We start from the raw sequence: 20,542 nt of genomic DNA, 5'->3' as shown, positions 1-20,542 counted from the left end.
CGTGACGACGATCAATCTCCCTCTCGACGGCAAGATCGTTCCCTACACGCTGACCGGCACGCCGATCGCGCTCGCCAAGCGCGACGCCAAGGCCTTTCCGCGCATCGCCTATGCCGCCACCCATGTCGTAGCCGATCCGCTCGCCGACAACGATCCGTGGCTGACGCCGGCGATCGACTGGGAGCGGACGCTGGCCTTCCGCCACCGGCTCTGGGATCTCGGCCTCGGCGTTGCCGAGGCGATGGATACGGCGCAGCGCGGCATGGGCCTCGGCTGGCCGGAAGCGCGCGACCTCATCCGCCGGGCGCTCAGTGAGGCGGCCGGCCGCAAGGATGCGCTGATCGCCTGCGGCGCCGGCACCGACCATCTGACGCCGGGACCCGACGTCACCGTCGACACGATCCTCAGGGCCTATGAGGAGCAGATCGAAACCGTGGAGGCAGCCGGCGGCCGCATCATCCTGATGGCCAGCCGGGCGCTTGCCGCCGCCGCCAAAGGGCCGGGCGACTATATCCGTGTCTATGACCGGATCCTTCGCCAGGTCAAAGAACCCGTCATCATCCATTGGCTCGGCGAAATGTTCGATCCGGCGCTTGAGGGTTATTGGGGCAACAGTGATCATATTCAAGCCATGTCCACCTGCCTCGAGGTGATCGAGGCCCATGCCGACAAAGTCGACGGCATCAAGATCTCGCTGCTCTCCAAGGAGAAGGAAGTGGCGATGCGCCGCCGGCTGCCGAAAGGCGTGCGGATGTATACCGGCGACGATTTCAACTATGCCGAACTGATCGCCGGCGACGAAGCGGGCCATTCCGACGCACTGCTCGGCATTTTCGATGCGATCGCTCCGGCTGCCTCGGCAGCCCTCGAAGCGCTCGGCCGCAAGAGCAATCATGAATTCTTCGATCTGCTGGAGCCGACCGTGCCGCTATCGCGCCACATCTTCAAGGCGCCGACCCGCTTCTATAAAACCGGCGTCGTCTTCCTCGCCTATCTCAACGGCCTGCAGGATCATTTCGTCATGGTCGGCGGCCAGCAGAGCACCCGCTCGCTGACACATCTGGCCGAACTCTTCCGCCTGGCCGATAAGGCCCGGGTTCTCGCCGATCCGGAACTCGCAACGGCGCGCATGAAACAGGTGCTTGCCGTCCACGGCGTCAACTAAAGCACGGGCTGCTGCATAATTTTGTCCTTAAGTCGGAACCGATTTGAGGACAAAATTATGCAGCAATTCAAGGTGCTACAGCGTCCTTTGCGCATCTGAAGAGACGCGCGGCGCTGGAGTGATGGGAGGAGAATGACATGCAGGTCGAAGGACTTTCGATCAACCTGGCGACGATCCGCGAGCAATGCGGTTTTGCGCAGGCCGTCGATATCTGCCTGAAACACGGCATCACCGCGATCGCCCCCTGGCGCGACCAAGTCGCCAAGGTCGGTCTCGACGAGGCGGTGCATATCGTCAAATCGAACGGCATCAAGCTGACCGGCCTTTGCCGCGGCGGCTTCTTCCCGGCGGCGAACGATGGCGACTGGCAGAAAAACCTCGACGACAACAGGCGGGCCATCGATGAGGCGGCAGCGTTTTCCGCCGATTGCCTCGTGCTCGTCGTCGGCGGTCTGCCCGGCAGCTCGAAGGACATCGTCGCCGCGCGCCGAATGGTGTTCGACGGCATTGCCGCCGTTTTGCCGCATGCGCAGGCTGCCGGCGTGAAGCTCGCCATCGAACCGCTGCATCCGATGTATGCCGCCGACCGTGCCTGCGTGAACACGCTCGGTCAGGCGCTCGATATGTGTGAGCAGCTCGGGGAGGATGTCGGCGTTGCGGTCGATGTCTACCATGTCTGGTGGGATCCCGATCTTGCCAACCAGATCGCCCGCGCCGGCCGCATGAAACGCATCTTTGCCCATCACATCTGCGACTGGCTGGTGCCGACAAAGGACATGTTGCTCGACCGCGGCATGATGGGCGATGGTGTGATCGACCTCAAAGGCATAAGACGGATGGTGGAGGCCGCCGGTTTCTTCGGCGCTCAGGAGGTGGAGATCTTTTCGGCCGAAAACTGGTGGAAACGCCCGGCCGAAGAAGTGATCGCCACCTGCGTCGAGCGCTTCAGGAGCTGCTGCCAGGCCTGATTTCAGTATTTGTTTCATCACGCATGCAGGAGGATCATTCGATGGAGAAACGCCGTTTTGCCCTGATCGGTACGGGAAACCGCGGCACCACCATGTGGGGCAAGGATTTGCTTGCCGGCTGGCGTGAGCATGTCGACCTGACCGCCATCGTCGAGAAGAATTCGCTGCGCGGCGAGCGCGCCCGCAACATGATCGGCAGCAATGCGCCGCTCTACGAAAACATCGATTCGATGCTTGCCGAGCAGAAGCCGGATCTGGTCATCGTCTGTACGCCCGACCATACGCATGACGATATTGTCGTGCGGGCGCTGGAGTCCGGCATCGACGTCATTACCGAAAAGCCAATGACGACCTCGGTCGAAAAGATTCGCCGGATTCTGGATGCCGAAAAGCGCACTGGTCGCCGGGTCGACGTGTCCTTCAACTATCGCTATGCGCCGACGGCTGCGAAGATCAAGGAATTGCTGAATGCCGGCGAGATCGGCCGGGTCACCTCAGTCGATTTTCATTGGTATCTGAACACCAAGCACGGCGCCGACTACTTCCGCCGTTGGCATGCCTATACGGAAAATTCCGGCAGCCTGTTCGTCCACAAGGCCACGCATCATTTCGATCTGCTGAACTGGTATCTCGACAGCGATCCCGAAGCCGTCACCTCTTTCGCCGACCTGCAGAATTACGGCCGCAAAGGCCCGTTCCGCGGCCCGCGCTGCAAGCTCTGTCCGCACGCGCATGAATGTGACTACTATCTCGATCTAGAGGCCGATCCCTTCCTCGATTCACTCTACGAGGATCCCTCGAAGATCGACGGCTACTTCCGAGATGGCTGCGTCTTCCGCGAGGACATCGACATTCCCGATACGATGGTGGTGTCGCTCCGTTATCGTAACAATGTCCATGTCTCCTATTCGCTGAACACCTTCCAGCCGATCGAAGGCCATCACCTTGCCTTCAACGGCACTAAAGGCCGGATCGAGCTTCGTCAATATGAGGCCCAGCCCTGGGAAGAGCCGAAGGAGGACACGATCCTGCTCATCCGCAATTTCCCGAACGGTAGGGAGGCGGTAGAGCGCATCGTCGTTCCGCATTTCACCGGCGGCCATTACGGCGGCGACGACCGGATGCGCAACATGATCTTCAAGCCCGACATGGAAGACAAGCTTGCGCAACGCGCCGGCACGCGGGCGGGTGCCATGTCGGTGCTCTGCGGCATTGCGGCGCTGACGAGTTCGCGCACCGGCAAGGTGGTCGAGATTGCCGATCTCATGCCTGAACTTGCCAATGACGGTTCGCCAAATTCGCTGAGGACGTCGCGCTGATACCCTTCGATAGAGCGTTGTTTTTAAGCAATTCCGGACGCAAAACCGCTGCGCACTTTTGCTGGAATTGCTCTCAGCCGCTTGACGCGCCTCAGGCGATGTTTTCGAGATTTGCCTGATGGATCTGGTAGAGCAGCGGCTTGCCGGTCACGAAGCGCTCTATCTCATCCACCGCCATCTCGCCGAGGCGCGCCCGTTCCAGCCCGATGGCGCCGGCAATATGCGGTGTCAAAAAGACGTTCGGTAGATCGTAGAAAGTAGAACCTGCCTCCGGGATTTCCGGATCGGTGACATCGAGGACCGCGTCGATGCGACCGGTCTTGAGCGCTGAAAGCAGGGCGGCCTCATCGATGAGAATGCCGCGCGCCGTGTTGATGAGCGTCGCGCCGTCCTTCATCAGCGACAGCCTTCGCGCATCGATCATATGCTGCGTCGACGGCAGCGACGGCGCATGCAGGGAAACGATATCCGCTTGCCGCATCAATTCGTCGAGATCGACCTTTTCTGCTCCCAGGCCGGCGGCCTCGGCGGCATCAAGCGTCGGATCGGAGAGCAGCAGTCTATAGTCGAAGGGTTTCAAGAGCTCGATCACGCGCCGGCCGATGCGCGAAGCGCCGACGATGCCAACGGTGCGGCGATAGTTTCCGATCGCTTCGCGCTGCATCAAATGTGTCCGGTCGCGGTTTCGGTCGGCAACGTAGAGATCGCGGAAACGGAAGACGCGCTTGCCGGCGAAGATGATTGCCGCCAACGTGAATTCGGCCACCGGCACGGCGTTGGCCTCGGCCGAATGGCTGACCGGGATACCGGCTTCGAAGATGGCGTCGTCGATGACGCCTTTCACCGTGCCCGCCGCATGGACGATGAACTTGAGATGCGGCGCCGCAGTGGGAATTTCGGGCCCGACATAGGGCCCGCCCCAGCCGGTGATCAGGATTTCCGCCTCGGTCAGCAGACGTTTCGCACGCTCGTCGTCGAAGCGCTGCAGCGGCTTGGAATCAAGCAGGCGACCAATACTACTCAACCGGCGCAGGACCTCATCCGGCAGGACGTGCTGCGTGCGCGACGGTTGCATGGCAAGGATAATGGCCGGCCGGCTCATGGCATTTGTCCGGGCGCTTCGATGGCGCTGACTGTGACGCCCTTTTCCCTCACCAGGGCCTCCAGCACTGCAATCTCAGGTGCTTTCGGCGGTCTTGTCCAGGCGGACGAGAGGGCGGCGGGATCGTCAAGCGCCAGCACCGCCGTCACCAGGATGGTTTCACCGGCCGGAATCTGCCCACGCAGCTGCGGCACCAGGGTTTTCGCGACGATCACATTGGTGTTGGGCATTGCCTTCTGGACAATACCCGAACGTTTGACCGAAGAGCCGAGATCGAGAATGCCGGTGAAATCGGCTTCGCCGACCGCATAGGCAATCCCACCCGAAGCGGACAGCGTATCCAGCTCGAAATCCCGGCGGCCGATGGCAAATCCGCCTTCGGCAATCCGCAACGGCCGGCTTGTCCTGATCCTATGGAGGCGGATATGCCAGGGTGCGGCGGGCACGAGCCAGGTTTCGACGTCGACATCGGCAAAAGGCGACCATTTCGCAAACAGCACCTCGCCTGCGATCTTGGCTTCCTCGTTCGTTTCGCGCACGCGGTAGTGCAGGCCGTCATCGCTGAAGGCAAGCGCTGAATCGAAGGCAGCGAGCGCAAAGGCACGCTCATCGGCCTCGACGCTGAAGCCGTAGCGGGCCGAATAGGCGAACTTCGCATATTTTTCCGTGCCGCACCGCATCTGCAGGTTTTCCTGGCCGGAAGACAGCGCAACGACATCGCCGCCCGCCCGCATGATCACCATGCCGGGATGACGCTGGGAGACGATGTCAGGTGCTTGTTCCGGCACTTTTTCCTTCGCCGTCCAGAATGGGTGATCCTCAGCGATCGCCAGCGGCAGGAAGGCCTTGAAGGCCCAGTAGGGCGAGCCGGCGGAATTGTAGCTCTCCGACATTAGCAGGTTCGGATAGCCGAAACCGATCGACAGCACGCCGTCGCGATCGGCAATCGGCTTATCCTTCCACCAGCGCAGATGCTGCAGGCAGAGATGCTTGACTTCGCCCCAGGGCAGAGCCTCGACATCGGCAAAGGCGAGCGCCGACCAGAAGCCGGCACAGGCAAAACGATAAGTCAGGCTGCGGCCGAAGGGGATCGTCGCCCCGTCGGCGGCAAACCAGTGCCGGAAATCTCGGGCGAAGAGGACCGCGCGCTCGCGGTAGCGCTTTGCATAATCGTCGTCGACGAGCTTCGAATAGATCAGGCCATAGAAATGCATGGCGAAGGGAATGTAGTGGTCGATGCGGCGGACGTTTCCATCGCGATACCAGCCGTCACCGATATAGAAGCCTTCGAGCTCCTGCAGATATTGCCGCGTCAGGCTGCGGTCGAAATCGGCGCCGAGACGATCGAGCGCGATATCGACGAAGATCCGGAAGAATTTCCAATTGTTGTTGGCATAGTCGAACTGTCTGACATGCTTGAGATAGGCGACGACATTGCCGCGGGCGCGCGCATCGAGCGGCTCCCAGATCTTTTCCGGCACCAGCGCCAGGGCAAAACCGAGAGCGGCAAGCTCGACCATCCGCTGATCGCGGCCATTGACCTTTCCCCAATATTCCGGATGGGCGGGATCAGTGCCGTTTGCGAGACCTTCGGCGAAACGATGCCAGTGGGCGAAGTCGCCGTTGCCGGCGCCAAACGGCGCCAATCCCCAGAGCGGGCGGGCGAACCCTTCGAGATCGGCCGCCGCCCGGTCGAAATGGGCGGCGCCGCCATTGAGGGTGACGCGAGCATTACCCTTCGAGAAACAGGCAAGCAGCGGATCGAAGAGCGCAAGCAGGGCGCGGCTCATATCGGCGCGGGTTTCCAGCGGATTGCCGGCGAGCGGGTTGGCGCTGGCGGGATCATAGGTCATCGGTATCACTCACGGGTTCTAGAGCATGATGCCGAAAAGTGTGAGCGGTTTTCGGACGACATCATGCTCTAACTATTTAATTTAGCACAGGATTCAGATTTTAGGCCTTGGCCTAAATCATCCTGTTCTAGGCGTTCGGAACAGTCCCTCCCGGAATGGGAACGACCGCCTGGCAGATGTGGCGCGCAGAGGCCGTCCTGTTGCGGAAACGGGACAGCATCAGCGAAACGGCTTCGCGCCCGAGGGCTGCGCGGTCGACACGCATGGTGGAAAGCGCCGGATTGGTCATGAGCGCGCAGGGCAGATCGTCGAAGCCGACAATCGCGAAATCCTCCGGCACACGCAGCCCGGCCTCGGTAACGGCCTCGAGCACGCCGACGGCGATAAAATCATTCATGCAGAAGGCGGCGGTAAAACCAGCATTCTCGGCAAGTGCTTCTGCCGTGCGTTCATGCGCCTCTCGGCTGGCGCTGCCTTGAAGGGCTAGGGACAAGAGACGGCCCTCGGCGCCGGGGACGGCGGCGATCGCCGCCTCGAAACCGCGCACGCGCTCCCGGATCGTATGGCGGTGAGAGCCGCTCAGATGCAGGATGCGGCGATGGCCGGCCTTTATCAGCCGGCTGGTCGCCTCATAGGCGCCAAAGAAATTAGCCGGCGAAACGCCATCGAACTGCATCCTGGGATCGGTGCCGTTGACAAGAACGGTGGGGGTCATGCTGGCTTGCAGCCAGTCGCGCAACATCTCGTTCGGATCGATACCAACGAGAAAGAGACCTTCAGCGCCTGCGGTCTGCATATAGTCGCGCACGGCATCCGGCGTGGTTCGATCTTCGCGGACCAGCCGGACTTCGAAGGGCATACCCGCTTCGGCAGCGCCGGCGCGCAGGCCGTCAACGATCGCTTCATAAAAGACGCTGAGGGTGCCGGTGACGCCGTCGCTGGCAATCAGCGCCAGTCCCCCCGCAACCGCTTCGGAAGCAGGCTTGACGGGATAGCCGTTCTCGGCTGCCACCTTCAATATCTGCCGGCGCACGCTTTCGCTGATACCAGGTTCGTTGGCGAGCACGCGTGACACCGTGGAGACCGAGACGCCGGCCAATGTGGCTATATCGGCCTGACGCGGCCGTCTGATTTTTTGGTCGTTCATGGGGCAAACATTATGCAAATAATGCAAATTTGCAAGAAAATGATTGGTTCTTGCAATAAAAATTTTTTTGCGTAGTCTATTTGCTGAAATGCTCTGACAACGCCATTGGAGGATGGCAGCGGGCATATTGGAACAAGGAGGATATCATGCAGGTCAATCGCCGTTCATTCCTGATGGGTTCAGCCGGCGCGGCCGCCGGCCTCGCCTTCGGCGCCGGAAGCGCCATTCCGGCCTTTGCCGAAGACGCACAGTTGCGCGCCATGTGGTGGGGATCCAACGACCGCGCCAAGCGTACGCTCGAGGTTGCCAAGCTCTATCAGTCGAAATCGCCCGGGGTGACCGTGGTGGGCGAATCGCTCTCCGGCGACGGCTACTGGACGAAGCTTGCCACCCAGATGGCCGGCCGCGCCGTCGCCGACGTCTTCCAGCTGGAGCCCAGTACGATTTCGGACTATTCGAGGCGCGGCGCCAGCCTGGCGCTCGACGAATTCGTGCCCACGACGCTGAAGGTCGATAGCTTCGGGGCTGATATGCTGAAGCTCACCACCGTCGACGGCAAGCTTTATGGCATCGGTCTCGGCCTCAACTCCTTCTCGATGTTCTTCGACATTCCTGTCTTCGAAAAGGCCGGCCTGCCGTTGCCGACGCCCGATCTCACCTGGGAAGAATACGCCAAGCTCGCCGTCGAACTAACGAAGGCAGTCGGCAAGCAGGGCTTTGCAGGCGGACCTTATGCCGCCCGCTACGCCTACGTCTTCGACGCCTGGCTACGCCAGCGCGGCAAGAGCCTCTATGCCAAGGAAAGCGCTGCCCTCGGCTTCAACGCCGATGACGCCAAGGAATGGTTCACCTACTGGGAAGACCTGCGCAAGAAGGGCGGCACGGTCGCCGCAGACGTGCAGACGCTCGACCAGAACACGATCGACACAAATTGCCTGGGGCTCGGCAAGTCGGCGATCGGCATGGCCTATTCCAACCAGATGGTCGGCTATCAGCTGATCATCAAGAACAAGATCGGTATCACCACGCTGCCACGCGAGAAGAAGGGCGGGCCGTCTGGCCACTATTACCGTCCGGCGCTGATCTGGAGCATCGGGGCCACGACCAAACACGCCGAAGAGGCAGCGAAGTTCATCAATTTCTTCGTCAACGATGTCGAGGCCGGCAAGATCCTCGGCGTCGAGCGCGGCGTGCCGATGTCGCCGACGGTGCGCGAAGCCATCCTGCCCCAGCTCAACCCGACGGAGCAGGAAACGGTCAAATACGTCAATCTCCTCAAGGATCAGGTCGGCGAATATCCGGCGCCGGCGCCGATGGGATCGACGCAGTTCGATCAGCGCGTGCTGCGCCCGATTTGTGACGAACTCGCCTTCGAACGGGTCTCGCCCGCCGATGCGGCAACCCGGCTGATCGAAGAGGGTAAGGCAACGATCAAGGGATGATCGGTCGCCGGACATGAGAGGAGAGGCCCGCAACACCCCGGCGGACCTCTCTTTTTTTGGAATGTCAGTTGCCCAGGCTTTCGACCACGCGCCAGTCCGGCCGGCCGAGATTGAAGGGCCAAGCGTGCACATCCCGATCGTTGAAATAGACCACTTCCTGCAGATTGGGGAAGGCGCTCTGCTTCAACGTGACAGTTTCGATCCACGGCTTCATATAAGCGTCGCCGCCTTCATAGCCGAGCTCCGCCACCCAGACGGGCTTTCCGTAGCCGGCGACGAGATCATATCCCTGCTTCAGCGCTTCCGAGAAGGTCCGGTGCTCATTGTAGGCAAGCTCATCGTAGCGCTGCAGGCCGAAGACCGAGAGCCCGACGAGGTCGACATAATCGTCGCCGGGATAATAGGCCTCGAGGCCGGGGTCTCCCTTCGGCGACCACATGAGCTCGGTGCCGGGCGCCTCCTGGCGGACAATGTCCATCATCCGCCTGTAGGCCGTGATATAGTCCTGCGGGCTCCAGCCGGACCATGAAAACCGCCCCGACTTGTCTTCCATCTCCTGCCCCCAGCGAACGATCACCGGGCTTTTCAGCGCAGATATCATCTGCGCGATCGCACGCATGTTGACATCATAATCACCGCGCAGAACCTTTGCGCGAAGCTCCGCGGAGGTCAGCCGCCAATCGACGTCCCAGGACCATGGCTCCACGGTGATCAGCAAGTTGCGGCCTCTGGCCTGCGCATAGGCATCAGCGACGCGCAACGTCTCGAGGTCGACGTCCTCCCACGGCAGGAACAGGGCTTCGGTCGCGACATTCGCTTGGGCGCCGAAATCGCCGTGGGGATCGTAGGCACCGAACTTGATGCCGTCGGCGTGAAGCACGGGGCGCTTGTCGATGATCGTCCGCACGGCCGCGGCCGGGTTCGGGGCAATGCCGGCATATTGCACTTCGCTTCGGCCCGGCAGATCCGCGACACACAGTAGCAGCAGCGCTATCGCCGCGGTCGAGAGGTGGTTTTTCATCAGCTTCTTCACGGCTCACCCTCCTTTTCGGGCTACTTCCTGGCTCAGCAGGATCTGCTTCACTTCGCTTGCCTTCGCGCTCACGGTATCGGCGGGAACAAGCTTCTGGAATTCATCATCCTGACGAACCGATGCGTGGCGGAAGACATACCATTCGCCGTTCGGCTGGCGCCGCTGGTAGATCGTGTTGCCGATCTTGCGATGTCCGAAACAGGTGCTGGCGCGGGCCGCGCCCTCGGCATTCGTCCAGGTGGCGCGCATGCAGAGCTGGCCGAGATCGTCGACCACCCATCTGCCTTCAGCAAAGGACGGCTTCCCCTTGTCGTTGCTCCAGGCGACGAACCGCCGGCCGTCATCGAAGAAACGGCCGCCGCCGGTGTTCCAGGTCCAGGTCTTGTCGCCGTAGATCCGATAGAGCTCATAGGCGCTGAGCGGCGTCGGCGCCTCCTTTTTGGCGACCTCGGCGCCGTGCGCTGCCACCGGCAGGCACAGGCTGAGAGCAAGCGCTGCTCCCCATAGTCTCGATCCGATACTCATTACATCCTCCATACTCGACACTTGCCGGTTCCGCCGGCTCACGCACCCTGTTCGTCTCGGCCGGTTCTGCCGAAACCATTCCATTTCAGGTGGAATTTCACGATTCTGGTCTTGCCGCCGCCGAGGCCGGCGCCGGCCACGGCAAATTGCGTTTCGGTGAAACTGACGAACGTCTGGCCGTGCGAAAGAGCTTCGAGGCCGCGCAGGCCGTGGCTCCCCGCCTGCGTGCCGCCGGCGACAAAAATCGCAAGCCCGGTGGCTGTCGCAAGCCACAGCCCGCGCGATTGCGGCAGCCGCGGCAGATCGTTTTCGACCGCGTGGCGAATAACGATCAGTACCGTCAGCGACAGGTAGACCGAGAGGTTGATCATGGCGAAAACATAAAAACCCTGGGCGGCCGCGGCATCGGTCGCAAACATCATTGCGGCGGCGGAAAGGCCGGCGAGCCCGATATAGGGCGCGATGACGCGCAGCGGCAAAGACCGCTGCTGCTGCCTTCCCTTCGGCGTGATGCGGAAATCGACGAATGAGCCGGAGATATGGTCGCGAACAGCCGCAAGGCTGCCGGCGAGCGACCATGGCCAGCGCAGAAAGATGAAGGCAAGCCCTTCCCAGCCGAGCAGTTTCGCATCGTGCGGCCGGAAGGTTGCCGTTGCCCGCCAGAAGAAGGCAAACAGCGTCAAGACAATCGACATCGGCACGAAATGCAGCAGGAAATGCGGATAGGTGACATTGACGAAGACACGGCCCGTCAGCAGCGCGGCAACCGGCAGCAGGAACATCATGGCCATGAAGGCAGAAAAGAGCGGATACCAGAGCTGCGAGAACACGAACTGGAACCTCAGCCGCCAGGGCAGGTGCATGATGTGGTGGCGCGAATGCTGCAACAGAATGGTGACCAGGCTGCGCGACCACTGGAATTCCTGGACGACGAGGTCGGTGAAATTCGCCGGTCCGTCGCCATGCGCGATCGCATCGACGGCATGCACGCCACGCCAGCCGCCGGCATTCATCATCAGCGTCGTCGAATGGTCTTCCGCAAGTTCCGGGCCGAGGCCGCCGACCTGACGAAGGGCGGCGGTGCGAACCGCATAATGGGAGCCGATACAAAGAGGTGCCCAGCCATTGTTGTAACCCGTCTGCAGCGAACCGTGCAGGCTTGCCTCCGCATAGAGCCTGCCGCGCGCCGCCCAGCTTGTCCCGGCATTGGCATCACAAATGCTCGGAGCGGAGACATAACCGATCTCAGGATCGGCGAAGGGGCGCAGGATTTCACGGAGGTAGGTCGGCGTCGGCACATGGTCGGCATCGAACTGGGCGACGAAATCGTAGCGCGCATAGCCGAAATGGTCGTAGAAATAGGCGAGGTTGCCTTCCTTGCAACGCGTCCGGCGCGGCCAGGTGGTGCGATGATACTCCGCCACACCTTTTCGGGTGGAGATCAGCACGCCGTGCGCCGCACACCAGCGCCTGGTTTCCTCCGAAGGGTCCTCGTCGGCGAGCCAGACATCGAAATCGACGCCGATCTGGTCGAGCATCGCCTGCAGCGTAGTGCGGACGACGGCAAAGGGCTCGGACGGCGCCTTGGTGACGACCATAGCCACCCGCCCTTCCGGCAGCCCTGCGCGAGGGCTGACCGTCCTCGCATCGAGGAAGATCAGGATGAAATAGGCCGGCACAAGCGTGATCCAGGCAAGCACGAGGGTGACGAGCACGAAGGTGGCCCAGGAAATGATATGGGCGGTCTGGCACCACCAGATCCAGAAATAGCCGAGTGCCGTCAGCCAGCAGAGAATGCCGAAGCCATAGGCGACACGGTTCCAGCCGGTGAAAACAGGATCGAATGCATCAGCAGTGACGGCTTTGGCCGCCCTGACGCCATGGCCGATTTGCGAGACATTGCTCATGCCCTCATCTCCAGCCCGAAGGTGGGACCGGCGGTGCGGATGATCGTATCGATATCCGAGAAAGCCGGCGAGAAGCCGAGTTCCGCTTTCGCCCTTGCAGTATTGGCAAAGAGGATCGGCGGATCGCCGACGCGGCGGGAGCGATAACGCACAGGGACTTCGCGGCCGCTGGCGCGATGGATCGCCTCGAGAATCTCGCGCACCGAGGTGCCCCGGCCGGAGCCGAGATTGACGCTGAGCGAGCCGCCGTCCGCCAACAGATGATTGACGGCCGCGAGATGCGCCTGCGCGAGATCGCTGACATGAATATAGTCGCGAACACAGGTTCCGTCCTCGGTCGCATAATCGGTGCCGAAGATATCGAGCCGCTCCAGCCTGCCGGCGGCGGCGAGAAGGGCGCGCGGGATGAGATGGGTCTCGGGTTGATGACGCTCGGCGAGCTCGCCATCTGGATCGGCTCCGGCCGCATTGAAATAACGCAGTGCGGCAAAGCGGATGCCGTAGGCAGCGGCAAAATCCTCGAGCGCCATTTCGAAAATCAGCTTGGTGCGTCCATAGGGATTGACCGGGTGCTGCGGGCTTTCCTCCCGTATCGGCAGCGAGGCGGGGACGCCATAGGTGGCGCAACTGCTCGAAAAGATGATCCGGTCGATATCCTGGTCGAGGCAGGCCTCCAGCAATGTCAGACTGCCGACGACGTTGTTCCGGTAATATTTCCTCGGCATGTCGACGGATTCGCCAACATAGGCATTGGCACCACAATGGATGACGCAATCGGGCGAAAACTCGGCAAGGGTCCGGCGCAGCGCGGCTGCGTCGGCAAGTTCCGCCCGGATGAGCGGCCCCCAGCGGACACTGTCGGCATGTCCGGTCGAGAGATTATCGTAGGTAACCGGGATCATGCCGCCGCGCGACAGCGCTTTGCAGATATGACTGCCTATGAAACCGGCGCCGCCGGTGACGAGAATGTAGCGGGGCATCTCATACGACCTCCGCCTTCTCTGTGCCGGCGAGCAGTCCGTCGAAATAATCGACGGTGCGAGCCAAGCCGGTTTCGAGCCCGATGCGGGGCTGCCAACCCAGCTCGGCCATGGCCCGGGAAATATCCGGCCGCCGCTGACGGGGGTCGTCGGTGACCGCCGGCAGGTGGACGATACGGGAACGCGAGTTCGTCAGGTCCCGGATGATTTCCGCCAGGCGTCGAACGGTCATTTCGGTTGGATTGCCGAGGTTGATCGGGCCGTTGCAGGCGCTGCCGGCGGCCGAAAAACGCAGGAAACCCTCGATGAGATCGTCGACATAGCAGAAAGAACGGGTCTGCTGGCCATCGCCATAAATCGTCAGATCCGCGTTGCGCAGGGCCTGCACGATGAAATTGGAAACCACCCGCCCGTCGTCCAGGCGCATGCGCGGTCCGTAGGTGTTGAAGATGCGGCCGACCTTGATGTCGACGCCATAAGTCCTGTGATAGTCGAAAAACAGGGTTTCGGCGCTGCGCTTGCCCTCGTCATAACAGCCGCGCGGTCCGATCTGGTTGACATTGCCGCAATAGGATTCGTGCTGCGGGCTGTGGATCGGGTCGCCATAAACCTCCGACGTCGACGACTGGACGACGATCGCACCCGTCTTTCGCGCGCAATCCAGGGTGTTGACGGCGCCGAGCACGTTGGTGAGCAGCGTTCCCACAGGATCCCGCTGATAGTCGGGTGGAGAGGCCGGGGAGGCGAAATTGAAGATGAGCGACGCTTCGATGTCGAAGGGCTGGCGAACATCATGCTCGACGATGTGGAAGCGAGTGTTCGACGCAATGTGATCGACATTCGCACGGCGGCCGGTGGAAAAATTATCGAGGCATATGACACGGTGGCCGTGCTGCAGAAGCCTTTCGCAGAGATGTGAACCGAGGAAACCTCCCCCGCCATTCACAAGAACGGTGCGCAACGCTTGCGCTACCGGGATGCCTGACACTTCAGAATGGCTTTCGCTGGGAACGAAACTACGCATTACAAACTCCTTCCCATGGATTTAGTCTTTTGATTTATTTATGCGCTTCAAGTCTTCCTATCCGTCTGGATGTTCGTGAACTCCCCATCAAGGCATGAATAACTTTGTAGTTATTCTTAGGATAACTGATTTACTACTCAAATGATAAGACGATTAGCGTGAAGGTCAACTTTAAAAAGTTCAAGTATCCAAAATAATTACACAAGTATTCTTCAAGGTAACAGATGATTAATCACACTTAACACTTCTCCGCCACAATGCTTTCACCCGTCGCTCAAGCTCCACTCAATGCAGCTAATATAAAGGGGAAGGCGGGAGATTGGCCGAGCTCAACTGCACCGCCGGTCTTGCATCCGGAAGCGCCATATGCGAGGGGTTTTGGCATGTTGAAAAAACAAGATGCAGCGCAGCTGAAAGGCCGGCGTATCCGCTCGGCGATGTTCGTCTGGGGAACGGCGCTTCTTGCGATCGGACTGACGGCCTGCACGGTCGTCGACAACGATATCGCGGTCGTCGCGAAGAAGAATATCGCCGTGGTCGGGGCGCCGCGCGTTTCCAAGGCCTATGCCTATCCGGCAAATCGGGCCGAGCGCCCGGCGGGGGCAATGGTCCGCGCCGTAGCCTATCACGGCTCGGCGCCCTATATCTGCTCTCCAAGCGGCTTCGGACAGAAGTCACGCTGCTTTGCACGCCCCCCGATCTGAAGCAAAAGCGTCAGATCAATTGCGCCACCGGCCGGACATGTCGTCTTCACCGGCGGGATGCTCATTGAAGAAACGGGATGCAGCTTCCGTGCGGTTTCGGACGTTCATCTTCTTGTAGATGTTGCGGACGTGAACCTTCACGGTATTCTCGGAAAGATGCAGCTTGTCGGCGATGATCTTGTTCTGCGTGCCCTTGCATATGAGATCCAGGATCTGAACCTCCCGGGTCGTCAAAGCGGAGATGCTGTCGCGTCTCAGCTTGAGCGCATTGCTGCGGGCCGCATCGACCGATTTTGTCTGATAGAGCGAAGGCTCCAGCTGGGCGTTTTTGTTGGTGAGGCGATTGAGCAGTGCTGACGGAAAATGTTCGCCGCCCTTCATCAGCAGATCCACTGCAGCCATGAAGACATCGAGCCGCAGGTTGAGTGGCAGGACGCCATCGATGATCCGCGCTTCTACCAGCCGACTGACATAGGGCTCGAGCATGTCGATAGCTTCGACGACAAGTCCGATCGAGGTTTCAGGATGGTTTTCGCGGGCAGCCTGCAGCGCTTCGTGAAGCTCCGGGCCGGGTATATGATAAAATAAAACGAGTTTCATATCGCTGGCATCTTTTTCCAGCATCGGCTTTGTACTCGTTATGCTTGACACTTCACAGTTCGGAAATTTCTTTGCTAGTGCTTCTACCATGCATTCTGAAAATAGATCCGCCTTGGCCACCACTAGTATAGTATCTCCGGACGGACCCAACTTCCTTCCCTGGTCCGCATTCTCCATTCCTGAGCCTGTCATGAACATTTACGCCTCCCCTAGCGTTACACTTTACTAAAACGTTGAGCGATGGCGGGTATAAGATAGTAAGAAATGCCGGCCCCGAATGTCATCGCCTTATTTTTTAGACATTTCTTAATTATGTTAATACGGATTGAGAAGGAAGGAAATGGCCCAAAGTGATTAGTTTTAACGGACAAAAAACGATACGATACAAAGCTTTGGTTGTATTTTCGCTGCAATAGATACTTCAGGGCTATATTTGCTCCGACTATAGATGATCAGTTGAATGTAATATTTCAGTACAAATTGTCATATTTTAGTTATGTAGGGCGGGCCGGATATGAGACAGCAAACCGTAGACAGGTGCCTTTCCACCCCGCAGCGAATGCCCGGGAGCCCGGATTATCGCTGCTCGCCGACGACGCCGCCGAACAGATCTTAGCGCTCCGACGACAGGTGCTGTCCGAGGGCTATTCGGGCAGGGCGGATCCGCCTTAGCCCGAATTGGTGTCTATCGGATCCGAATTTTTTCCAGCATTCTGTGATCGTCGTCCAAGTGGCGACATGGAGAAGCCAGGTATTGTCATGCGTTTTTGATACACGGCCTCCATTATAGGGCAACTCAACGAAAAGAAAACCTGACCACTCCTTATCCTTTCAGGATTCGGAGCCGGATATGTGCGGCCTTGTACTGAGTACGTACGTTCCCAATACCAACGGTTTGATCAACAAATCGCGATGAAGCTGCAGATGACTGGTATCGAATACATCTGCCGATGTTAACCGCATCGGAGCGAGCGCGAGTAAAATCCCATTTGAGATGAGAGGGATTTCGAAAAGCTGCTCCGGTTTTTTCTGGAGAATGCAATGTCTGACGACACCGAAATCACCAAGGTCGGGGCGCTTGCCGACGGCTTTGCCAACAGCGCGATCAATTCGACTGAAATCGACGACGACTCGACCGGTTATGTCGGCGGCGTCGCCAATGGCGACAATCGCGACAATACCGACAACAGCGTCGACGTGGACGTCAAGGCGGAGATTGATGTCGCCGCCAACAATGGCGACAACCGCGACAACGAATATGACTGGAGCTACAAGTCCGACGACGATACGAGCACCAAGACCACGACGACTACCGACTCCAATAACGACTACGACTGGAGCTATGACAGCAAGTCGTACAGCGACAACGACACCGACACCAAGACAATCACGGACACCGATACGAAGACCGTGACCGACACCGATATCAAGACCGTTACGGAGACGGATACGGATACGAAGACGGTCTCCGACAGCAACAACACCTCCGACAGCTTCAACAAGACGGACACAGACTTCGCCGTCATTGAGGACGTCAAGGACTCCAACCTCGGCGTTGCCGGACACGACCTCACCTTCAACCTCGGGGACGACTTTTCCTTCACTCTCGACGTCGACAGCATCCTGAACAATTCGCTGACCGGCGCAGGCAATGACAGCGGCTTCAGCGCCGTCCAGGCGAACCATCTGGCTGACCAGGATAGCGCCTGGAACATCAAGATGGACAATGAAGGCGCCCAGAACCACCTGAATGCCAATGGCGGCACAGCCAACAGCGCAGAAGGCATGGAGATGGACGGCAAGGGCTGGGATCTCAAGGCCGGCGACGATGCCAACGGATCGAGCACGGCCGACGCTTCGGCGATCCTTGCCAATTCCGGCTTCCACCTCGAGCTCGTTCAGGGTGCGAACCTGCTCAGCAACACAGTCGACTCCAGTGTCATCGGCGGCAATTCTCATGCCTCCGACGTCGGCGAGGATACCAGCACCTGACACGACCTCCAGCGACCAAGACGAACTGCACCGGCTCAAGCCGGTGCAGTTTGACTGCTTGAAAACGATTTGACGACCACACCACGGCTCCCGGCGGGCGCCACCAAGGCCGATCGTCATCTCGAATGGGAGGGCCGAACCATGCATATCGAGAAGATTTCGGAAATCATTGCGCACTTCATCGGTCTCTTCGAGATGACGACCGACGAGATGAGGTTGCGTACCAACTATGCCGAAGGCGCAGGACCGGGCGCGGATGGACCGGCTCTGCCGGATCAGGATGCCTTTACCGCCGCCTTCTCTTCCGATCTCCAGCTCAAGGACTACGATCCGGGCATCAATTACAAAAGCGGCAGCTACGAAATCGAATTTGGCCCGGCGCGCCATTTCGGCCGCGTCTTCGAAGAGAGCCTCGAGAAGCTGGCGGCGATTGCCGGAAAGGACATCCCATTACCGCATTTCGGCGATCCTACAGATATCGTGCTCACGGATGAGCCGGAACTGACAGTCTTTGCCGGGCCTGGTTCGGCGATCAGTCATGTCCTCCAGGTCAACGCCCTCTACGACGACGACTATCTCGATATGACGGATGGCGTCCATGCGCCTCGAGACACGAGTTTCGTCATCGAGCGGCTCGCGGATTTCAGCACCAAGGCCGAGATCTTCACGCCTTTTGCGAGCCTCCACCGCACCGATACCTATGATGGCGCCCTGAAGATCGCCGAGGATCTCGAAAACTATATCCAGAACGCCCAAAATACCGAGGACAGCAGCGCAACCTCGCTCGGCACCGACGCGACGCATGAGTTCGTCCGCCTCGACCCCGAGGTCAACGACACCGTCTACATCAACGGCAAGGCCGAGATCGATATACCGGTCCTCGACGACTTCCTTCCCGATCGCGGTCTCGCCAAGCTCCCGGAAGAGCCCGACGACACCCAAACATCGATCGAGCAGGACGACCCGAGCGGCAACAGCCTTGAGGTGACCGCCGGTGCAAATCTCGTCGTCAACGTCGCCTCGGTGATCAACACCGGCGTCATCACCTCGGTCACGGCGGTGATGGGCAATTATCACCAGGTCGACGCGATCTCCCAGGCCTTTGTCTACAGCGACAACGACGAGATCGCCTCGGCGCTGCATTCATCCGGCCATTCGGCCGAAGAGGCGGGAACAGTCGCCAAGAATATCGCCCTCTTCGAACACAGCACTTTCGAAGCATCAAGCCATGCCGACACAGATGCAGCCGAGCCGACCTTCCCGAACAGCTGGCGCGTCAGCGTCATCGACGGCGACGTCTCCTTCGTCCAGTGGATCGAGCAGTATCACTTCGTCACCGACAACGACACGATGACGGTCACCACCTCAGGGTCCGAAGCCACGGTTCTGACGGGCGGCAACACTTCGATCAATTTCTCCTCCTTTTTCCAGATGGGCCTGCAATATGATCTGGTGATCATCGGCGGTAATGTGCTGGACATCAACAGCATCACACAGATCTCGCTGCTCTACGACAATGACTGGGTGCGGGCAGAGGGCGACCTCGATCCCGGCGCCGACATACAAACGGGCAACAACCTGATCTGGAATTTCGCCTCGATCCACAATGTCGGGACGGGCGGCCCGTTCGAGGCCATGCCCGACTACATGGTCGACACGCAGAAGGCGATCGAAGATCGCGATCCCAACATGCCGGAAGGGCTGTCCTTCGATGTGAATTTCCAGGGCTATGCCGGGCTGAACGTGCTCTACATCACCGGCAATCTCTATGACATGACAATCATAAAGCAGGTCAGCATCCTCGGCGATTCCGACGATGTCACCCAGGCGGCATCGACGCTCCTCGACAATAATCCCGATGCAACGGTCACGATCGACACCGGCAGCAATGCGGTCGTCAACATCGCCGAGATCGTCGACTACGACAGTTTCGGCCAGACGACCTATCTGGCAGGCCAGCTCTATTCAGACGCCATCCTCATTCAGGGCGGGCTGGTGGAGCATGACACGACACAGCCGCAGCCGGCCGACGACAGACTCGCCAACGAGGTCATCGCCTTTCTCGACAACGACGATCCGACAGGCGGCGATTGTGCTGACGGCGTCATCAATGCCGGGCAGGATTTTTCATGGTCGTCGACGCATCCCGCCGACGTAATGCAAGCCATGGTCGCCTGACCTTGAGTATTGCGAAGGAACCACGATGAACCAGATTTCGAAACAAGTCTTTGCGGCAGGCAGCGCCCTCGATCTGAGGTCGGGCACTATTCCCTCCGCTGCCCCCTCGGAAACGGCGATGACCGACGTGTGCATCTCCGCGATCGACGAGGCGGTCGAGAACCTTCGCAGGCTGAGCGGTGCGGCTGCTTCGTCTCCCGATGAGCGCAAGGAGACGTCCGAAGCTGCGGCAAACGAGGCTGCCGATACCGGACGCGCAAGCGCAACGCAGGCGCCCCTCCCGGAAAAGACGGCGGTGCCGGAAGCTCAAGTGGAAACGGCACCTCCTGTCGCGGTGGTGCAGGGCCCGGCGACAGCAAAACCGGCGGAAGCGCCGGCCCAGCCGCGGATCGAAGCGCGAGTGGCTCCCGAACTGCCGAAAGAGAAGACCGAGCTTAAATCGAGCCCGACGATGCCCTTCGGCAAGACCATCGAAGGAGAAAGCGGTCCGATCAGCGAGAACGACAGGCGGCTGCGCACCGGCGGCGGCGGAAACGGCAAGGATTCCGATCCCGGGGGCGGCGGGGGCGGGGGCGGGGGAAGCGGCGGGGGGTTTCACAAGCG

Annotated in this window: 16 protein-coding genes and 1 pseudogene; 8 read left to right on the top strand and 9 right to left on the bottom strand. The window is 60.0% G+C overall.

Annotated elements, in window-relative coordinates:
• The first annotated feature begins 1 nt into the window (after position 1).
• From HX898_RS07700 to HX898_RS07690, 3 genes are all read left to right on the top strand, one after another.
• A complete protein-coding gene (locus HX898_RS07700; RefSeq protein WP_180194375.1) occupies positions 2-1,165 on the top strand; it encodes a dihydrodipicolinate synthase family protein in 1,164 nt (387 codons plus the stop codon).
• Between the two features lie 137 nt (positions 1,166-1,302).
• Positions 1,303-2,133 carry a sugar phosphate isomerase/epimerase family protein gene (locus HX898_RS07695; RefSeq protein WP_180194374.1) on the top strand — a complete coding sequence of 277 codons (831 nt, stop codon included), beginning with the start codon at positions 1,303-1,305 and terminating at the stop codon, positions 2,131-2,133.
• Between the two features lie 41 nt (positions 2,134-2,174).
• Entirely contained in the window at positions 2,175-3,452 is a 1,278-nt protein-coding gene (locus tag HX898_RS07690) for a Gfo/Idh/MocA family oxidoreductase (RefSeq protein ID WP_138332051.1), read from the top strand.
• 91 nt (positions 3,453-3,543) lie between these two features.
• Here the strand turns inward: HX898_RS07690 and HX898_RS07685 are convergent, their stop codons facing one another.
• The 3 genes from HX898_RS07685 to HX898_RS07675 form a co-directional block, all read right to left on the bottom strand.
• Positions 3,544-4,554 carry a hydroxyacid dehydrogenase gene (locus tag HX898_RS07685; protein WP_180194373.1) on the bottom strand — a complete coding sequence of 337 codons (1,011 nt, stop codon included), beginning with the start codon at positions 4,552-4,554 and terminating at the stop codon, positions 3,544-3,546.
• The gene (locus HX898_RS07680; RefSeq protein WP_180194372.1) at positions 4,551-6,407 is read right to left on the bottom strand and encodes a DUF2264 domain-containing protein; all 1,857 of its coding nucleotides are present in this window, start codon (positions 6,405-6,407) and stop codon (positions 4,551-4,553) included. Before HX898_RS07680 ends, HX898_RS07685 begins: the two co-directional genes overlap by 4 nt.
• 127 nt (positions 6,408-6,534) lie before the next feature.
• Positions 6,535-7,554, bottom strand: a complete 1,020-nt coding sequence (locus HX898_RS07675) for a LacI family DNA-binding transcriptional regulator (RefSeq protein WP_138388544.1) — start codon at positions 7,552-7,554, stop codon at positions 6,535-6,537.
• A 146-nt stretch (positions 7,555-7,700) separates the two neighbouring features.
• On the opposite strand from HX898_RS07675, the gene HX898_RS07670 reads away from it, so the two are divergent.
• Positions 7,701-8,996, top strand: a complete 1,296-nt coding sequence (locus HX898_RS07670) for an ABC transporter substrate-binding protein (protein ID WP_138388545.1) — start codon at positions 7,701-7,703, stop codon at positions 8,994-8,996.
• Positions 8,997-9,060: 64 nt separating this feature from the next.
• Here HX898_RS07670 and HX898_RS07665 read toward each other — a convergent pair whose 3' ends face one another.
• The 5 genes from HX898_RS07665 to HX898_RS07645 are packed head-to-tail and all read right to left on the bottom strand — an operon-like array spanning position 9,061 to position 14,465.
• Positions 9,061-10,029, bottom strand: a complete 969-nt coding sequence (locus tag HX898_RS07665; protein WP_180194371.1) for a glycosyl hydrolase — start codon at positions 10,027-10,029, stop codon at positions 9,061-9,063.
• Positions 10,030-10,032: 3 nt separating this feature from the next.
• Positions 10,033-10,554 carry a DUF995 domain-containing protein gene (locus HX898_RS07660; RefSeq protein ID WP_180194370.1) on the bottom strand — a complete coding sequence of 174 codons (522 nt, stop codon included), beginning with the start codon at positions 10,552-10,554 and terminating at the stop codon, positions 10,033-10,035.
• Between the two features lie 38 nt (positions 10,555-10,592).
• The gene (locus HX898_RS07655; RefSeq protein WP_180194369.1) at positions 10,593-12,461 is read right to left on the bottom strand and encodes a glycosyltransferase family 2 protein; all 1,869 of its coding nucleotides are present in this window, start codon (positions 12,459-12,461) and stop codon (positions 10,593-10,595) included.
• The gene (gene galE, locus HX898_RS07650) at positions 12,458-13,441 is read right to left on the bottom strand and encodes a UDP-glucose 4-epimerase GalE (protein WP_138332043.1); all 984 of its coding nucleotides are present in this window, start codon (positions 13,439-13,441) and stop codon (positions 12,458-12,460) included. Before galE ends, HX898_RS07655 begins: the two co-directional genes overlap by 4 nt.
• A gap of 1 nt (position 13,442) precedes the next feature.
• Positions 13,443-14,465, bottom strand: coding sequence for a UDP-glucuronic acid decarboxylase family protein (locus tag HX898_RS07645; RefSeq protein WP_180194368.1), 1,023 nt, complete (start codon positions 14,463-14,465; stop codon positions 13,443-13,445).
• Positions 14,466-14,848: 383 nt separating this feature from the next.
• On the opposite strand from HX898_RS07645, the gene HX898_RS07640 reads away from it, so the two are divergent.
• Positions 14,849-15,169 carry a hypothetical protein gene (locus HX898_RS07640; RefSeq protein WP_180194367.1) on the top strand — a complete coding sequence of 107 codons (321 nt, stop codon included), beginning with the start codon at positions 14,849-14,851 and terminating at the stop codon, positions 15,167-15,169.
• A gap of 15 nt (positions 15,170-15,184) precedes the next feature.
• On the opposite strand, the gene HX898_RS07635 is transcribed toward HX898_RS07640, so the two are convergent.
• Positions 15,185-15,967 carry a response regulator transcription factor gene (locus tag HX898_RS07635; RefSeq protein ID WP_138332040.1) on the bottom strand — a complete coding sequence of 261 codons (783 nt, stop codon included), beginning with the start codon at positions 15,965-15,967 and terminating at the stop codon, positions 15,185-15,187.
• 843 nt (positions 15,968-16,810) lie between these two features.
• Here HX898_RS07635 and HX898_RS07630 point away from each other — a divergent pair.
• The 3 genes and pseudogenes from HX898_RS07630 to HX898_RS07620 all read left to right on the top strand — a co-directional run.
• Complete coding sequence (locus HX898_RS07630; protein ID WP_180194366.1) at positions 16,811-17,761, top strand: fibrinogen-binding protein; 951 nt, start codon at positions 16,811-16,813, stop codon at positions 17,759-17,761.
• 141 nt (positions 17,762-17,902) lie between these two features.
• Positions 17,903-19,939, top strand: coding sequence for a hypothetical protein (locus tag HX898_RS07625; RefSeq protein ID WP_180194763.1), 2,037 nt, complete (start codon positions 17,903-17,905; stop codon positions 19,937-19,939).
• 25 nt (positions 19,940-19,964) lie between these two features.
• Positions 19,965-20,542: pseudogene (locus tag HX898_RS07620) on the top strand (type I secretion system permease/ATPase); the annotation flags it as partial.

It is taken from the genome of Rhizobium sp. WYCCWR 11128 (assembly GCF_013416305.1).
In the GTDB taxonomy this organism is placed as follows: Bacteria; Pseudomonadota; Alphaproteobacteria; order Rhizobiales; family Rhizobiaceae; genus Rhizobium; species Rhizobium indicum.
The sequence above is the reverse complement of the archived record's forward strand: the minus strand, read 5'-3'. Positions and strand labels throughout refer to the sequence as shown.

Excerpts from the sequence above, each read along its gene's own strand:
- galE (WP_138332043.1), bottom strand. The coding sequence starts at position 13,441 with ATGCCCCGCTACATTCTCGTCACCGGCGGCGCCGGTTTCATAGGCAGT.
- HX898_RS07680 (WP_180194372.1), bottom strand. The coding sequence starts at position 6,407 with ATGACCTATGATCCCGCCAGCGCCAACCCGCTCGCCGGCAATCCGCTG.
- HX898_RS07640 (WP_180194367.1), top strand. The coding sequence starts at position 14,849 with ATGTTGAAAAAACAAGATGCAGCGCAGCTGAAAGGCCGGCGTATCCGC.
- HX898_RS07670 (WP_138388545.1), top strand. The coding sequence starts at position 7,701 with ATGCAGGTCAATCGCCGTTCATTCCTGATGGGTTCAGCCGGCGCGGCC.
- HX898_RS07630 (WP_180194366.1), top strand. The coding sequence starts at position 16,811 with ATGTCTGACGACACCGAAATCACCAAGGTCGGGGCGCTTGCCGACGGC.
- HX898_RS07660 (WP_180194370.1), bottom strand. The coding sequence starts at position 10,554 with ATGAGTATCGGATCGAGACTATGGGGAGCAGCGCTTGCTCTCAGCCTG.
- HX898_RS07655 (WP_180194369.1), bottom strand. The coding sequence starts at position 12,461 with ATGAGCAATGTCTCGCAAATCGGCCATGGCGTCAGGGCGGCCAAAGCC.
- HX898_RS07685 (WP_180194373.1), bottom strand. The coding sequence starts at position 4,554 with ATGAGCCGGCCGGCCATTATCCTTGCCATGCAACCGTCGCGCACGCAG.
- HX898_RS07645 (WP_180194368.1), bottom strand. The coding sequence starts at position 14,465 with ATGCGTAGTTTCGTTCCCAGCGAAAGCCATTCTGAAGTGTCAGGCATC.
- HX898_RS07635 (WP_138332040.1), bottom strand. The coding sequence starts at position 15,967 with ATGTTCATGACAGGCTCAGGAATGGAGAATGCGGACCAGGGAAGGAAG.
- HX898_RS07690 (WP_138332051.1), top strand. The coding sequence starts at position 2,175 with ATGGAGAAACGCCGTTTTGCCCTGATCGGTACGGGAAACCGCGGCACC.
- HX898_RS07675 (WP_138388544.1), bottom strand. The coding sequence starts at position 7,554 with ATGAACGACCAAAAAATCAGACGGCCGCGTCAGGCCGATATAGCCACA.
- HX898_RS07695 (WP_180194374.1), top strand. The coding sequence starts at position 1,303 with ATGCAGGTCGAAGGACTTTCGATCAACCTGGCGACGATCCGCGAGCAA.
- HX898_RS07625 (WP_180194763.1), top strand. The coding sequence starts at position 17,903 with ATGCATATCGAGAAGATTTCGGAAATCATTGCGCACTTCATCGGTCTC.